Raw genomic sequence first — 16,274 nt, forward strand, 5'->3', positions numbered from 1 at the left:
CTCTTATAAACACTTTTTTATATACAAATAACGACAAAACGGTATGCACATGTTTAAACGTAATCTTATCTCTTTGGCTATCCTGGTTGGTCTGACGGGTGGCTTGGCTGGCTGTAACAGCGACAACGATTCTTCCTCTTCACTGCCGGGCGATCCAATTATTGATCTCGCGGTGTTGAAATACGTCGATCCAATGATCGGCACAGCAGCTTCTGGTCATACATTCCCGGGCGCGACGGTACCGGCAGGTATGGTTCAGCTGTCTCCAGATACTTTCATCGGTTCTAACACAGACCATGAATCAGGACTTAACCCATGGCACTCAGCTTCTGGCTACTGGGATTCATCCAACTACGAAACTGGCGAAGTGGTTAACACTGACGTTCCGCTGTACGGCTTCTCCCATACTCACCTTTCAGGTACAGGCGCAACGGACTTAGGCGACATCTTGGTTCTGCCATATGCAGACATGGCAAACACTCAGCTGAACTCTTTCGACAAAGCCAATGAAGAAGCAAGCGCAGGCTACTACAAAACCAAGCTAAACCAAGGTCAAATCGAAGTAGAACTGAGCGCAACCAAACGCGTTGGCTTGCACAAATACACCTTTGCTGATGGCGCGGACCGCAACGTGAAGTTCGATTTGGGTCATACCCTAATGAACAACAACGGCAAGTCTTTGAAGAACAAAGTTGAAGTGGTGGACGAATACACCATTCGCGGTCGTAAAACCTCAACAGGCTGGTTCCAAGGGCAAGATCACCAAGGTCAAGACATCTTCTTCTACGCGAAATTCAACCAACCAATCGCCAAAGCACTATTGGGCGAACAAGACCTTGAACCAACGCGCGAAATGCGCAATGGCGCGGTTTACTCAGGCGATGATCTGACCGCTTACCTAAACTTCGGCACAGGCGAAGAGCCAATTGAAATCCGTGTTGGTATCTCTCCAGTTAACTGGCAAGGCGCACAGAAAAATTTAGAAGCGGAAGCACCAAGTTTCGATCTAGCAAAAGTAAAAGAAGACGCAGAATACGCGTGGGCTGAGAAACTAGCAAAAATCAAAGTTGAAGGCGGCACAGACGCAGAGAAAACCAACTTCTACACTGGCATGTACCACATGATGATCGCGCCAATCGAGTTCTACGATGTGGATGGTCAATACGTGGATATGCTTGGCACAGTGCGCACACTGAAAGATGGCGACACACCAAACTACTCGATTTACTCAACGTGGGATACGTTCCGCGCCGTTCACCCAATGTGGACTATCATCGACCCAGCTCAAGCAACGCTATACGTGAAAGACTTGATTCGTAAATCCAACGACGAGTTTGGTTTACTGCCGAAATGGGAAGGTCACGGCTCAGAAACCGGCACCATGATCGGCTACCCATCAGCAGCGATCTTGGGCGACGCGGTAACCAAAGGCTTGATTGATGCAGAGCAAGCTTACACGGCTTCAGTGAAATCAGCGCGTTACACACCGCATGAATACCCACAGATTCATGACGACATCCTAAGCTCACTCATGGCTGGCCAGTTGAACTACCACGAGAAAGAACAGTGTGTTCGCTACCCGAACTGGAACTCAGTGTCGTACTCGTTGGAATTCTCATTCTACGATTGGACGATCGCAGAAATGGCAAAAGCCGCTGGCGATATGGACACGTATGAAGAGTTCAAAGCTCGTTCTTACAACTCTTTGAAACACTGGGATGCAGAAGCAGGTAACGCAGACGGCACGGGCTTCTTCGTACCAACAGAACTGAAAGAAGGCGACCCATGTGCGCTGAAATACGCTTCAACTGATTTCGACCCATACAAGTCTGACGCGTTCTACTACACAGAAGGTAACGCGTGGCAGTGGCAATGGGCGTTCATGCAAGACTTGGACAAACTGACTGAAATCATGGGCGGCACGCAAGGTCTGAACGACAAGCTGAACAACCTATTTACTGCCGATCCAAATGGCGGTGAAGCGCACCAAGACATGACAGGCTACATCGGTCAGTACATTCACGGTAACGAGCCTTCGCACCACGTCATCTACTTGTACAACCGCACTGAAGAGTCTTACAAGGCGCAGGAATATCTAGACCAAGTTTACGACCAGTTCTACAAACCGACGCCAGACGGCATCATCGGTAACGAAGACGTAGGTCAAATGTCGGCGTGGTACTTGATGTCAGCACTGGGCTTCTACCAAATCTCGCCAACCGATCCAACCTACAGCATCGGCCGCCCAATCTTCGACAAAGCGACGGTAGACATTGGCTCTGGCACCTTCACGGTAACGGCTGAGAACAACGGTCCAGACAACATGTATATCAAAGAAGTAACCATCAACGGTAAGCCTCTGGATGTGTACAACACCTTCCAGCACAGCGAATTCAAAGCAGGCGGCGAACTGCACTTCGTGATGACGGCTGACAAGCCTGAAGCAATGCAAGCCAACCTTGGCGAATAATGATTTTGAGGGGACCTCGTGTCCCCTTTTCTCGTGGAATAAAAACAATGAAACTAAAAAGAACCCTACTCTCTACCGCAGTGTTAACCGCCATGCTTGGTCTTGCTGGTTGTGGCAGCGACTCTGATCCGGAAACTCCAGTTATCTCTACCCCTACTTTGGAATTCGTTGATACCTTGATCGGCACTAAAGGTCTTGGCAACGTTAACCCGTCTCCAGTTATGCCAGAAGGTATGATTCAGCCATCACCAGATAACTTCGACCCAAACGGTTGGAATGGCAAAGGCTCGCCTGTCGAATACGACCCAGTACACAGCTTGCTTTCTGGCTTCTCAATGACCCACATTTCCGGCGCAGGTAAAGGCGACCTAAACGACTTCGCTTTCTTGCCATACACAGGCTTCAATACCGATGCCGTAACCATGGATAAAAGCTCGGAAGTGGCAGAGGTTGGTTACTACTCGGTTGATCTTGTAGAAACCGGCGTAAAAGCTGAGCTGTCAGCAACCGACCGCGTGGCGTTCCAACGTTACACCTTCAAGCCGGGTGAAGACCGCAAAGTACGTATCGACCTGCAACACGAACTGTTGGAGCAATACGGCAATCACTCTCGCAGCATCTACTACAAACGCGTTAACGACACTACCGTCGTAGGCGCACGTACCTCAAACGAATGGGGTCAATGGCAAACCGTGTTCTTCGCAGCAGAATTCTCTGATCCAATCATTGAAGAGAACCTGTACACCAAGCTGGCTTCTGAAAGCAAACTGACTCCAACTGACGCTACCGAAGTCGGCTTGGAAGATTACCGTGGCTACGCAGAGCACAAACCAATGCCGGGCGAGCCAGAACCTGACCCAGAACGTTTGGCAAAACGCGCAAACGATGTCCTGACGCATTTGAACTTTGGTAAGAGCGATGAGCCATTGGTGGTCAAAGTAGCGATTTCTGGTACTGGCGTTGACGGCGCACTGAAAAACCTAGAAGCAGACACCAACGGCTGGGACTTCGACAACGTCGTACAACAAAACCGCTTGGCTTGGGAAAACATCCTTGGCGAGTTTGAACTGGAAGGCGGCAACAAAGCCGACAAAACCATGTTCTACACCTCGCTCTACCGTACGTTTGTTGCTCCATTCCTATACCAAGATGTGGATGGCAAATACCGTGGCATGGATGGCAAAGTGCACCAAGCAGAAGATGGCTTAGTGAACTACTCGGTATACTCAATGTGGGATACCTTCCGCGCCGCACACCCACTGAAAACCATCATCGATAAAGACCGCGCAATTGAACACGCACGCGATCTATTGAACAAATACCAAACGGGCGGCGTATTACCAAAATGGGAACTGCACTCGGATTACACCGGTGAAATGGTCGGTCATCCAGCGGTCTCGGTTATTGCCGATATCATGGTCAAACACCCAGAAGCCTTTACCTCTGCTGAGTTTGATTTGGCACTGAAAGCCGCTGACGAAACAGTCAACTTCAACCTTGATAAAACCGAAAGCTGGGTGCCTTACCAAGACGCTTGGAACGGTGACAAACGCTTCACGGTCATGACGCGTCATAACGACTACCAAGAAGACGTCGGCTTTATTCCAGCTAACACCAAATGGGCACCGGATTCTGGTGACAAACCGGGTTACGTGGAAGGCTTGAAAGTCGATAAGTACGACGAGCTCGTGAACGAGTCGGTGTCTTACGGTCTTGAGAACGCATACTACGACTGGTGTATCGCTCAGATCGCTAAACTTGCGGGCAACGACCAGCAGTATGACCGCTACATGGCGCGCTCAGAATCGTTCAAGAACTACTTCGATTACAACCCAGAGCAATACGGCAAACTGCAAGACACCAAAGGCAACGCATTGGGTGCGACGGGCTTTATGCGTCCGGCTTACATGAACAGCGGCAGCAAAGTTTGGGCAAATAACCTGAAAGCAGAATGTTTGGACGACAACATGGCGCTGTCTATCCCAGACGGTATGGACTACAACGCTTGTAAAGACCGCAAAGCACTCAACGAAAGTGACGTGTTCTGGCCTTACCGCGCCGAGCACCGTGGTGAAGATTTTACCGAAGGCAACACATGGCAATGGACATGGTTTGCACCGCACAACTTGAACGGTCTAGCTAACGTGATGGGTGGCGAGCACATCGACCGCACTGACTTCTCTCTTCCTGAAGACATCACCGAACAAGGCAAAGCGGCATTCCTCGCTAACTTGAATGCGCTGTTTAATGCAGACTCCAACGCTGATACGAGCCAATCACACGACATGTCTGGCTACATCGGTCAGTTCGTGATGGGTAACGAGCCAGATCATCACGTGCCTTACCTCTACAACTGGACGGCAGAACCTTGGAAGACACAAGAAATCGTCGATCAAGCGATGAACGAGTTCTACCACCCAACGCATGAAGGTCTGATTGGTAACGAAGACGTAGGTCAGATGTCGGCGTGGTATGTGATGTCTGCATTGGGCTTCTACCAAGTCACACCGGGCGAAGCAAGTTACACCATCGGTCGTCCTCTGTTCGACAAAGCCGTGATTCCAGTCGCGGACGGTAAATTCACCATCACCTCAGAAAACAACAGCCAAGAGAGCATCTACGTGAAGTCGGTGACCATCAACGGCAAACAATTGAGTGACAACTTCAGCTTCGCGCACAGCGATTTGAAAGACGGTGGTGAGCTGCATTTCGTCATGACTTCAGACAAATCTGAAGCGATGAAAGCGCAGTAACCGATACCTATCCAAATAACGAAAGGGGGCATCCAGCCCCCTAAAAAACTTCACTTCAGTGGAACCATAAAAATGAAACTAAAAAGAACCCTTATCTCTACCGCTATACTCGCTGCCATGTTTGGTCTTGCTGGTTGTAACAGTGATGACGACAACAGCAAATCTGGAACCCCCTCCCTCGATACCACACTAACTCAATACGTCAATCCATTGATTGGTACAGGTGCAGACGGTCACACCTTCCCAGGGGCGGTTGTGCCTTACGGTTTAGTGCAACTTTCTCCTGATACCGAAATGGAAGGCTGGGGCTCTGCTGCCGGTTACTTCGACCACGGCAAGCTGACTGAAATCCCAGTGTATGGCTTCTCCCACACTCACCTTTCTGGCACAGGCATCACTGACCTTGGTGACATCTTAGTACTGCCTTTCACCAAGAAAGAAAACGCCGTTTTCAACACCTTCGACAAAGACAACGAAACCGCAGAAGCGGGCTACTACGCAGTTGAACTGAACAAAGGCGAAATCAAAGCTGAGTTAACTACCACGCAACGTGTTGGCTTCCACCGCTATACCTTCAAAGAAGGCACTACGCCACACATCAAGTTCGATTTAGACCACACCCTCAACAAAGGTCACTTCAACAACCGCACCATGAAGGGTGATTTAGAGTTCATCGACGCTTACACCATTCGCGGTTTACGTAGCTCGAATGGCTGGGCGAACAACCAGCACGTCTACTTCTACGCCACCTTCAACCAACCTATCGTCAAAGCCATTGCTTTGGTTGACGGCGCAGAAACGGAAATCGATGTAAACAACGACAACATCGACGCAGTGAAAACCATCGCTTACCTAGAATTCGCACCATCATCAACACCGCTAGAAATCCAAGTAGGCTTGTCACCAACAGGCACAGAAGGTGCGGAGAAAAACCTAGAAGCAGAAGCAAAAGACGTGTCATTTGATACTGCGCGCGCTCAAGCCAACGATGCATGGCACCAAGAGCTTAGCCGTATGATGGTATCTGGCGGCACGGAAGATCAGAAAGAGATCTTCTACACTGCGCTTTACCATGCTTCTATCGCGCCAATGATTTTCCAAGATGTCGACGGCCAATACCCTGCGATGCGTACTCGCATTCAAAAAGACGCGGGCGACACACCAAACTACTCTGTGTACTCCATGTGGGATACTTTCCGTGCAGCGCACCCACTGAAAACCATCATCGACCCAGAACGTGCCGAAGAGTTTGCCAACGACCTGATTCGTAAATACGAAGACGGTGGCATCTTGCCGAAATGGGAACTGCACAGCCACTACACGGGCACTATGATCGGCTTCCCTGCGGTTTCTATCATTGCTGACGCGATGGCAAAAGGCTTAGACATCGACCCACAACTTGCCAAAGAAGCGGCTGAGTTTACGGTGCGTTACCACGAGGCGTCTGAATTCCCAGATTGGACGGAAGACAACAACATCGGCGCAGCAAACGTTGTGCAAGTGAAGGTGTACGAAGAAAACGGCTTTGTTCATCACGGCTACTGGAACAGTGCGTCTTACACGCTTGAGTTTGCTTACGGTGACTGGGCAATGGCAGAAATCGCACGCATGGCTGGCGATGTAAAACTGCAAGAAGAGTTTATGACTCGTGCGGACAACTGGCTTAACCATTGGGATGCAGAGACGGGCTTCTTACGTCCGAAAAACCACCCGCTAAGCTCATCACCAAACAAACCGCCTTTGGAGTTCAACCAACCAATTGATGAAGAGCGTTTGGATGAGTGTGAAATGGTTGAATGGCCTGAAGGCTCAGGCGTGATGAAAGAGAAATGCCCACTGCTACCATTTGACCCTTACTACGTGGACGAGTTTGCCTACACCGAAGGGAACGCGTGGCAATGGAAGTTCCAACCAATGCACGATTTCAATCGTCTGAAACAAGAAATCTACCAAGCAGACTTGGCGCAAGGCAAAGACACCACGCCAGAGAAAGCGTTCCGTGAAGACTTGGACGAGCTATTCAACGCGCGTTCTTCAAACACAGGCGAAGAGCTGCCAGACCTAACGGGTTACATCGGTCAGTACATGCACGGTAACGAGCCATCACACCACATTCCTTATCTATACGCGCTAACGGATGAGCCATGGAAAGCGCAAGAGTACCTAGACCGCATCATGTCAAAGATGTACACCAGCGAGCCAACTGGTTTGATTGGTAACGAAGACGTGGGTCAGATGAGCTCTTGGTACTTGATGTCGGCAATGGGCTTCTACCAAGTGACGCCTGCGGATCCGGTCTACACCATCGGTCGTCCTATGTTTGATGAAATCACCATTCCAGTGGAAGGTGGCGAGTTCACAGTCATCGCAGACAATAACAGCCCACACAACAAGTACGTGAAGTCTGTAACCATCAACGGCAAACCGCTGGATGCCAACTTCACCTTCAAACACAGCGAAATCAAAGCAGGCGGTGAGCTTCACTTCGTCATGACGGGTGACAAGCAAGAAGCGCTTCAAGCTCAGTAACGTTTTATGTAATTCGTGTTTAAAGAATAAGCAGATAGATTAACTCAGTGGCAGGAAGTGACGCGCTTCCTGCCTAAGGAATCAAGATTATGAACTTTACGAAAACCGCTATCGCCACCGCTGTGATTGCAAGTGCTATTGGTTTGGCTGGCTGCAACAATGACGACGATAACACCTCACCAAGCGTCGATACTTCCAACCTCAAATACGTCGATCCATTCATTGGAACAGGCTTTAACGGACACACCTTCCCGGGTCCTGTTGTGCCAGAAGGCATGGTGCAACTTTCTCCAGATACCGAGTTGATCGGCTGGCACTCTTCATCAGGTTACCACTTCGATAAAAAGACCCTGTTTGGCTTCTCCCACACTCACCTATCCGGCACGGGTATGGGCGGCTTAGGTGACATTCTGTTCCTACCGTTTACCGAAGATAAAGCTAAATACATCGAAGACAGCGACGACTACCGAGAAGCGATTTCGGTCAAGATGGACAAAACCTCTGAAGTGGCAGAAGCAGGTTACTACTCTGTGAAGATTGCAGAAAACGGCATCAAAGCTGAGCTTACTGCTTCTGAACGTGTCGGCTTCCATCGTTACACCTACCCGCAAGGTCAACCACAACGTTTGAAGATTGACCTCAACTCCATCCTAAACAGCGACTGGGGTTCAACCTCTCTGCGCAACAAACTGACGGTGAGCGAAGACGGTCATACCATCACGGGTGAGCGTGATGCAGCGCACTTCTCTGGTTGGGCGAAAAACCAAAAAGTCTTCTTCTATGCGACTTTCGATAAGAAGATCAAAGACGTCTACATCCTTGCCAATGGCGAACCTGTTGACGGCCTAACGGCAGAGCACGTTTCTGAATTGATTTACGATGATGAAGGTAATGCCATCAAACGTGTCAAAGCGGACGTCACGGCCTACATCGAATTTGAAGATGAAGGTTCACAAGAGTTGAATGCTCAAGTGGCGTTATCTGCGGTTGACCCACAAGGTGCAGAAAACAACTACGATGCCGAAGCCAATGTCTCTTTCGATACAGCGCGCAGCAACGCACGTGAGAAATGGGCAAAAGCGCTCAACTTCTCTATCGAAGGGGGCACCGAAGATCAGAAAGAGATCTTCTACACTGCGCTTTACCACACCAAGATTGCGCCGATGGTGCATCAAGACGTAGATGGTCGATTCCGAGGCATGGGCAAAGGCTCAATTCGTGAAGGCGAAGGGGAATACTCCATCGCTTATGGTCAAGCAACAGAAGAACAGCCAAACTTCTCGGTTTACTCTCTATGGGATACCCAACGTGCGTTGCACCCACTAAAAACCATCACTGAACCAACCCGCGCGGTGCAGTACGCGAAGAACCTAGTTCAGAAGTACACTGAAAGCGGCTTGCTACCGAAGTGGGAACACTTAGGTGACGAAACTGGCACCATGGTTGGCTACCCAGCGGTAGCAGTGATTGCGGATGCGATGACCAAATTCCCAGAAGAGTTTACTCAACAAGAGAAAGAATTGGCACTGAAAGCCGCAATCGACTCTTCGACTTACGACAACTACCCGGCACTGCAAGCCGATTGGGATCAGGGCGTATTGGATCGCACTTTAACCAAGCACATCGATTACATTGAGAAAAACGGCTTCACGCCTGCCATCCAACGTATCGATGGTGAGCCAGTATTCGAAGACTACACGGTTGAGTCTGTTTCTTACGGTCTGGAAAATGCGTTCTACGATTGGGCTATCGCACAAATTGCCAAAGCAGCCGGTGATACTCAAGCGGAAGAGCAATACCTTGAACGCTCAAAAGGCTACAAAAAGTACTTCGATTACAACCCGACGGAATACGCAGAGCATGGCGTAACGGGCTTTATGCGCCCAGTGATGATTGATGAAACCTTCATGACGCCATTCGACCCATACGGCACAGAACACGAGACAGGCAACTACACCGAAGGTAACGCGTGGCAGTGGACTTGGTTTGTACCGCATGACATCGCGGGCTTAAAAACCATCATGGGTGGCGATGCTGAGTTCCAGAAAAACCTAGAAGCAACCTTCACCGCAGAAAGCCAAGGCACAGAAACACCGGATATGTCTGGTTTGATTGGTCAAGTTGCGTTTGGTAACGAGCCTTCGCACCACATTCCTTACCTATTCAACTGGACCGCAGAACCATGGAAGACGCAACAAGTCGTCGACCACATTCTGGATGACATGTACTTTGCAGCGCCAGAAGGCGTCATTGGTAACGAAGACGTGGGCGCCATGTCCGCTTGGTATGTGATGTCTGCATTAGGCTTCTACCAAGTGAACGCAGCAGAACCTATCTACACTGTGGGTCGCCCGCTATTCGACAAAGCAGTGATTCCGGTGAAAGGCGGCACGTTCACCATCACCACAGAGAACAACGCCGATGGCAACATGTACATCAAGTCTGTCACCATCAATGGCAAAGCTTTGGATAACGGTTTCTTCTTCGACCATTCCGAGTTCAAACCGGGTGGTGAGTTGCACTTCGTGATGACGGGCGAGCAATCTGAAGCGATGAAAGCGCCTCAATAAGCCTCTATCACTCTTCCCTCTTCAAAGGTCAGTTCGCGAGAGCTGGCCTTTTGTTTTCAAAAAATTCTTAGTTATTGGGCACACACTCCACCATTTGGTTTTGCAGCCAATGGACAAATTTTTGTTCCAGTTCAGAACGTGCTTTGTCTTGAGTCAATAAGACATAGTCATGCCCTGACGACACAAAACCAAATGGCGCAACAAGGTTGCCGCGTTCGAGGTCGTCCATCACTAGAGGATAAGAGCCCATCGCCGCGCCTAAGCCGTCGACTGCAGCTTGAATGCAGAAATAGAAATGTGCGAAAGACTGTTCTGCTTTGCCATTCATCGACGCTTCACCAGAGCGCGGCATCCATTCTTGCCATGCTTCAGGTCTGGTTTGGCTGTGTAATAGCTTCACAGAGTTCAAATCACTTTTCACTTGCTGCCAGTAGTCCGGAGAAAACACGGGACCCACCCACTCTTCCACTAACTTGGTTTTTGGGTAGTGATACAAAGGCTCAAAGTCATCTCGACGAATCGCCATAGCAAGCCCTGTCGAGCCGAGCGTTACCGGGCCTCCAGCAGTCGAAAGACGAACATCTGCGTCACAACCATCATTAAACGCGGAAAGCCTTGGCATCAACCAACGCATAGTTAACGTTGGCTCACAAGAGACTTCAAGGTATTGGTGCTTCTCCTGCGCCAGCTTGCTCACGCCAGTTTCCAGCGCTTGAAATGCTTGCTCGGTGTAGCTTTTCAGCATCTCCCCCTCTTTAGTGAGCAACATATTGCGCCCCTGTTTGTAGAACAGAGGTTGAGCCAGATAGGTTTCCAACACTTTGATCTGTTTACTCACTGCGCCATGCGTAATATTGAGCTTGTTTGCTGCTTCACTAAAACTCGCAGAAGATGCCGCGACATGGAAAACATGGAAGGATTTAAGATGCCTCATCTGTGATTTTTTCTCACACTTAGCAGAATTTGTTTCGATTATAGTCTCCGGACTCTCGACCTACAATTGCCCCATTCATAACAACGAAGAAACAGGAAACATCATGGAGCTTTTCAGCCTTGCCTTATTAGGCATACTCATTGTCATCAGTCCCGGAGCCGATTTTGTATTGGTTCTTAGGAATAGCCTCAACAATGGTAGACGAGCGGGGATTTGGAGTGCCGTGGGCATTAGTCTTGCGATTTCGGTGCACATTACCTATTCATTGCTTGGTATCAGTTACTTAATCTCACAGAACGAATGGTTGTTCAGTTTGATTCGCTACCTCGGTGCGGCTTATCTGATCTATCTAGGATTAAAAGGGATTTTTGGGGCTGACTCTCAGCAGAAGATAGAGGGGGAAACACAACAAAGCATCTCCATTTGGCAGTTCTTTTTCCAAGGCTTTTTGTGCAATGTGCTTAACCCAAAAACCATGTTGTTCTTCTTGAGTATCTTTAGCCAAGTCATCGACCCGAATGCAGCATCAAAGCACCTAGCTTTAGGTTACGGTGTCTACATGATTGCGCTACACGGGATGTGGTTTTCTATGGTTGCCATCTTGTTTACCTCACCGCGATTACAGAGCTTATTACTGCGCGTGAAACATAGGTTGAATCAAGCTTGTGGCGCTGGGTTATTGGTGTTTGGCGCCATGTTAGGATTAAAGTCATAACACGCTGAGTTACGACATTTCGACTGATGCCACATCGAAGTTTGATAATCGCACGTATAATCTTCATCAGAACGATTAAGGGCAATTGACCTTGAGGAAAGGAACTAAATGAAAAAATTACTTCCGATTGTATTCACTTGTTTGAGCTTAGCTTTCACCGCACCACCGGTATTAGCTTCTGAACGTGCAGAGCAGGGTTGGCAATGGATCGAGCAAGGCGCAATGATTGTCGATGTACGCACGCCACAAGAGTTTGCCGATGGTCACTTGGACAATGCAGTTAACTTCCCGCTTTCAGAGTTAGATAAACACTTTGCTAATGTCGATAAAGACACGCAAATCGTGCTCTACTGCCGCAGTGGTAATCGCTCAGGGCAAGCGTATCAGTACCTGCAATCACAAGGGTTTACCAACCTTCATAACGCGGGTGGCTTAGTTGAGATGCAAAAATCGAAGTAACGACTAAGTCGCCGTAAAAGAGCAAAAAACCGCGGCGATCATCGACGCGTTCCTAAAACATGGTGGTCAAACAGAACGTGAAGCGAAAGACATCCAAGGCATCTTTGTGGATACCGCGGCAGAGCTAAACAAACAATAGAACTTGGTTCATCCTCGACCTAAGGCACCGACACTCCGTTGGTGCCTTGTCTATTTGCAAACTCGGGAAATCTTATTGCATGAAAAACGATTAAATCATTCGTTTATTGCAAACTTGGCTTTTCGACAGCAATGTTAGAAACAAAATTGCGCGCGCGAAGAAATACAATGGAGACAGTTAAACAATAGCCAGATCATTAGAGAAACGAGGTCCTCCATGAATCAACTTCCCAACGAAAACCAAAAACGATTTGTTGCCGTAATCAGTAAAAAAGTCGAAGTGGGACGCGCCGTTAACGTAGTAGGACACTTGAGTGTAAGCCTTGCGAATCAACTTTCTGATGGCGACGCAGTCTACACCGACTACCACGACCTCGACGGCAATGTTCATCCAAATATCTCGCACTATCCGTTTATCGTCTTGAGATCGGATAACTCCAACAAAATCAGAAAACTTCGCCAAGAAGCACTCGACAAAAGTATCCCCTTCTCCGATTTTACTCACACAATGGTAGAAGGCGGCTCTGAGGTTCAACAGCAAACCACCAAAAACACGCTGGAAGCAGAATTAGAATACTTGGGTATTTGTTTGTTCGGCGAGACTGAAACTCTTCGAGAATTGACCAAGAAGTTCAGCTTGTATCGCTAACACATAGAGCTCAGCTTCCTTGTTCCCTAACCAAATGGTTCTTAATAGGAAGTCGAGCTAGCAATGTCGCCTCAGAGACACAACAAAAAAGCCAAACTGGATAGTTTGGCTTTTCATCAAAATTATTCTTGTACCTAGGCATCAAGCCTACAAGCACAAGAGAGCTGAAAGCTTATCGACGGCGGTTGTTAAAACGAGCACGATCTGAGCGTTGCTTTGCTGAACGCTCTTTGTGGGCAGATGCTGCCTTCGCTTGTGAAGCCAGGATCGATTCAACCGTCAGTTCCATTGGCTCACGCGGCTCCAATCCATGACGGAACGTACGTGCACGTGGTGGAAGGTTGTACTCGTATTCAGACGCCTTTGGCATGCGCTTGTAACGGTATAGGTAGAAGTTTTCTACACGCTCGCGAGCCCATTCTGTTTTCTTCAGGTATTTAACACTGCTCGCAATGCTTGGCTTAGTGTTAAAACAGTTCATACGCATTGCTGTGTCGAGGATTTCCCAACCGTAATGGTCAACAAGCTGTTGCAACATGTCTTCCAATTTTAGACCGTGCAGTGGGTTGTTCTTCTGCAGTTCAATACGTTCTTCGTCGGTCATAAATTCATGGCTCATGAACGGCTCCTTAATTATGGATAGTGAACATGGTACTCACCACCTTACCTTTATTAGGTTTAGATTAATTCATCATAGTGAACAAGCCATCAAAGTCTCTGTTTAACAGGTATATCTTCTTGGCTTGTTCAAAATTATATGGCTTAGCTACGTTGGTTACGCGGCACTCAACACTTTTTGCTGATGTGCCATGTACTCTTCAAACGTACCTTGGAAACTCACTAGCTGTTTGTCTTTCACATCAATGATCGACGTCGCCAAAGATGATACGAACTCACGGTCATGACTAACGAAGATCAAAGTACCAGTGAAGTCTTTTAATGCGCTGTTCAGTGCTTCGATGGCTTCCATATCCATGTGGTTGGTTGGCTCATCCATGATCAGCACGTTGATGTCTTGCATCATTAGCTTACCAAACAGCAGGCGGTTCTTCTCACCACCCGAGCAGTTTTTCGCTTTTTTATTGGCGTCGTCAGCAGTAAATAACAAACGACCTAGAATGCCACGCACCATTAGGTCATTGTGCTTCACGGTACGCCACTGCGAGATCCACTCAAAGATGGTCAGATCATTATCAAAATCTGCACTGCTGTCCTGTGGGCAGTAACCAATCGAAGCGTTTTCAGACCATTTTACTACGCCTTGAGTTTGCTCGAGTTCGTTCACTAGACAACGCAGCAAGGTCGTTTTACCCACACCGTTTTCACCAATGATCGCAAGGCGAGTGCCCGCTTCAAGTAACAAATTGCCTTTTTCAAACAACAATTCATCACCAAACGAGTGACCAAGGTCTTGCAGTTCCAACGCTAAGCGATGCAGTTTTTTACCCTCACCGAAATCAATCGATGGGCTAACACGGCTACTTGCTTTCACTTCATCGAGTTGGATTTTTTCCATCTTCTTCGCGCGAGAACTGGCTTGTTTTGCTTTCGATGCATTCGCACCAAAACGGTTTACGAATTCTTGAAGTTCATTGATTTCAGCGGTTTTCTTCGCGTTAGAAGCCAGTAACTGCTCCCGACGAAGACCAGATGCCTCAAGGAAGTATTCATAGTTGCCAGGGTAAATGCGCAGTTCGCCGTAATCGATATCTGCCATGTGAGTACACACAGAGTTTAAGAAGTGACGGTCGTGCGAGATGATGATCATCGTACATTTACGTTGGTTCAACTCTTCTGCCAACCAGTTGATGGTGTGGATGTCCAAGTTGTTGGTTGGTTCGTCGAGCAACAAGATATCAGGGTTTGCAAACAGGGCTTGCGCCAAAAGCACACGCAGTTTCCAGCCCGGAGCAACTTGTTGCATCAAACCAAAATGCAGTTCTTCTTCAATACCCGCTTGAAGCAAAATATCGCCAGCACGGCTTTCTGCTGTGTAGCCGTCCATTTCTGCGAACTCACTTTCAAGCTCAGCGACTTTCATACCATCTTCTTCACTCATTTCAGGCAATGAGTAGATGCGGTCACGTTCCTGCTTCACTTCCCAAAGCTTGCGGTCGCCCATGATCACAGCGTCAATCACGCTGTATTGCTCGAACGCAAACTGATCTTGGCTCAATACGCCCAGTTTCAGCCCCGGAGTAATAGAAACGTTGCCCGAGCTTGGCGTTAGTGCTCCGCTCAGGATTTTCATAAATGTCGATTTACCACAGCCGTTTGCGCCAATCAGACCATAACGGTTACCGTTGCCAAATTTAGCAGAGATATTTTCGAACAGTGGCTCGGCACCAAATTGCATGGTGATATTGTTTGTACTAATGATAGCGGCGTCCTCGAAGGAAATTTCTTTAAATAACAGTTTGTTAATTCACTTTCGAGATACGGTGAGACAAGGGCATATTGAAAGTGGCCGCCATTCTATCTGATTCGCTCAATAGGTGATATAGATCACGCTAATGTTGCGAAGGATTTTTATCAAAAATAAAGCGCGGCTTGAACCACGCTTTGCTTATTAACGACATCTTGGATTAAAAATCGAGATGGTAATGGTTGTTGGATTGATTCAACGAAATCACCCAATTCTTCTCAGATTCACTGGCGCTCATTGGCACCCATTGCGCGTACAACTTGGTCCAATTACCATTCACCTCTAACTTAACCTGATTGGTTCGGGTCGGGTAAACAGTTGTGATGCGCGACAAAGGGTCACCAATCTGATCGCCGTTCTCTGCGGTAAATGCTGCTTTGGTATACAGATGCAGTGCTCCATCAACAGAGCCTAGGTAGTTCATTGAGAGAGTAATCGTCTCACCAACATCAAAGGAAAAATCTCTCTGTGCGACAATATCTTGGGTTCCTTTAATAGGATCATCCGATGCCTCAGGAGCAGGAGTTGAAGAACCTCCACCGCCTCCGTCACCACCTCCACAGGCAACGGCAAGCAATGAGACAAAGATAATGGTTAGCAGCCTTGTGAAGATATTCATGCGATGCTCCTTT

The 16,274-nt window shown here is 48.3% G+C and carries 11 protein-coding genes and 1 pseudogene; 8 read left to right on the plus strand and 4 right to left on the minus strand.

The annotated features are described in order from the left end of the window. The first annotated feature begins 49 nt into the window (after positions 1–49). The 4 genes from GXP65_RS07800 to GXP65_RS07815 all read left to right on the plus strand — a co-directional run bounded on the left by GXP65_RS07800 (position 50) and on the right by GXP65_RS07815 (position 10,322). Positions 50–2,470, plus strand: a complete 2,421-nt coding sequence (locus tag GXP65_RS07800; RefSeq protein WP_162092466.1) for a GH92 family glycosyl hydrolase — start codon at positions 50–52, stop codon at positions 2,468–2,470. A gap of 47 nt (positions 2,471–2,517) precedes the next feature. Beyond that, a complete protein-coding gene (locus GXP65_RS07805) occupies positions 2,518–5,223 on the plus strand; it encodes a GH92 family glycosyl hydrolase (RefSeq protein WP_162092467.1) in 2,706 nt (901 codons plus the stop codon). 72 nt (positions 5,224–5,295) lie between these two features. After that, entirely contained in the window at positions 5,296–7,752 is a 2,457-nt protein-coding gene (locus GXP65_RS07810; protein ID WP_162092468.1) for a GH92 family glycosyl hydrolase, read from the plus strand. A gap of 89 nt (positions 7,753–7,841) precedes the next feature. Further along, on the plus strand, positions 7,842–10,322 hold the full coding sequence (locus GXP65_RS07815; RefSeq protein WP_162092469.1) for a GH92 family glycosyl hydrolase: 2,481 nt from the start codon (positions 7,842–7,844) through the stop codon (positions 10,320–10,322). Between the two features lie 67 nt (positions 10,323–10,389). Here GXP65_RS07815 and GXP65_RS07820 read toward each other — a convergent pair whose 3' ends face one another. Continuing rightward, positions 10,390–11,256 (minus strand): LysR family transcriptional regulator, encoded by an 867-nt coding sequence (locus GXP65_RS07820; RefSeq protein ID WP_162092470.1) that lies wholly within the window; start codon positions 11,254–11,256, stop codon positions 10,390–10,392. 103 nt (positions 11,257–11,359) lie between these two features. On the opposite strand from GXP65_RS07820, the gene GXP65_RS07825 reads away from it, so the two are divergent. The 4 genes and pseudogenes from GXP65_RS07825 to GXP65_RS07840 all read left to right on the plus strand — a co-directional run bounded on the left by GXP65_RS07825 (position 11,360) and on the right by GXP65_RS07840 (position 13,217). Next, the gene (locus GXP65_RS07825; protein WP_162092471.1) at positions 11,360–11,971 is read left to right on the plus strand and encodes a LysE family translocator; all 612 of its coding nucleotides are present in this window, start codon (positions 11,360–11,362) and stop codon (positions 11,969–11,971) included. Positions 11,972–12,079: 108 nt separating this feature from the next. Next, positions 12,080–12,430 carry a rhodanese-like domain-containing protein gene (locus tag GXP65_RS07830; RefSeq protein ID WP_162092472.1) on the plus strand — a complete coding sequence of 117 codons (351 nt, stop codon included), beginning with the start codon at positions 12,080–12,082 and terminating at the stop codon, positions 12,428–12,430. Positions 12,431–12,446: 16 nt separating this feature from the next. Then, a pseudogene (locus GXP65_RS07835) lies at positions 12,447–12,569 on the plus strand (enoyl-CoA hydratase/isomerase family protein); the annotation flags it as partial. Positions 12,570–12,785: 216 nt separating this feature from the next. Then, positions 12,786–13,217, plus strand: a complete 432-nt coding sequence (locus GXP65_RS07840; protein ID WP_162092473.1) for a DUF2000 domain-containing protein — start codon at positions 12,786–12,788, stop codon at positions 13,215–13,217. Positions 13,218–13,389: 172 nt separating this feature from the next. Here GXP65_RS07840 and GXP65_RS07845 read toward each other — a convergent pair whose 3' ends face one another. The 3 genes from GXP65_RS07845 to GXP65_RS07855 form a co-directional block, all read right to left on the minus strand. Continuing rightward, positions 13,390–13,821 (minus strand): VF530 family DNA-binding protein, encoded by a 432-nt coding sequence (locus tag GXP65_RS07845; protein ID WP_005436283.1) that lies wholly within the window; start codon positions 13,819–13,821, stop codon positions 13,390–13,392. Positions 13,822–13,992: 171 nt separating this feature from the next. Further along, positions 13,993–15,597 carry an ABC-F family ATPase gene (locus GXP65_RS07850; RefSeq protein WP_077262760.1) on the minus strand — a complete coding sequence of 535 codons (1,605 nt, stop codon included), beginning with the start codon at positions 15,595–15,597 and terminating at the stop codon, positions 13,993–13,995. A 205-nt stretch (positions 15,598–15,802) separates the two neighbouring features. Continuing rightward, positions 15,803–16,261 (minus strand): hypothetical protein, encoded by a 459-nt coding sequence (locus GXP65_RS07855; RefSeq protein WP_045383836.1) that lies wholly within the window; start codon positions 16,259–16,261, stop codon positions 15,803–15,805. Positions 16,262–16,274: the final 13 nt, after the last annotated feature.

It is taken from the genome of Vibrio sp. LB10LO1, assembly GCF_010092875.1.
GTDB lineage: Bacteria > Pseudomonadota > Gammaproteobacteria > Enterobacterales > Vibrionaceae > Vibrio > Vibrio campbellii.

What these genes read in the sequence shown, in the direction of transcription:
- GXP65_RS07800 (WP_162092466.1), top strand. Translation starts at nt 50, where the DNA reads ATGTTTAAACGTAATCTTATCTCTTTGGCTATCCTGGTTGGTCTGACG.
- GXP65_RS07805 (WP_162092467.1), top strand. Translation starts at nt 2,518, where the DNA reads ATGAAACTAAAAAGAACCCTACTCTCTACCGCAGTGTTAACCGCCATG.
- GXP65_RS07810 (WP_162092468.1), top strand. Translation starts at nt 5,296, where the DNA reads ATGAAACTAAAAAGAACCCTTATCTCTACCGCTATACTCGCTGCCATG.
- GXP65_RS07815 (WP_162092469.1), top strand. Translation starts at nt 7,842, where the DNA reads ATGAACTTTACGAAAACCGCTATCGCCACCGCTGTGATTGCAAGTGCT.
- GXP65_RS07820 (WP_162092470.1), bottom strand. Translation starts at nt 11,256, where the DNA reads ATGAGGCATCTTAAATCCTTCCATGTTTTCCATGTCGCGGCATCTTCT.
- GXP65_RS07825 (WP_162092471.1), top strand. Translation starts at nt 11,360, where the DNA reads ATGGAGCTTTTCAGCCTTGCCTTATTAGGCATACTCATTGTCATCAGT.
- GXP65_RS07830 (WP_162092472.1), top strand. Translation starts at nt 12,080, where the DNA reads ATGAAAAAATTACTTCCGATTGTATTCACTTGTTTGAGCTTAGCTTTC.
- GXP65_RS07840 (WP_162092473.1), top strand. Translation starts at nt 12,786, where the DNA reads ATGAATCAACTTCCCAACGAAAACCAAAAACGATTTGTTGCCGTAATC.
- GXP65_RS07845 (WP_005436283.1), bottom strand. Translation starts at nt 13,821, where the DNA reads ATGACCGACGAAGAACGTATTGAACTGCAGAAGAACAACCCACTGCAC.
- GXP65_RS07855 (WP_045383836.1), bottom strand. Translation starts at nt 16,261, where the DNA reads ATGAATATCTTCACAAGGCTGCTAACCATTATCTTTGTCTCATTGCTT.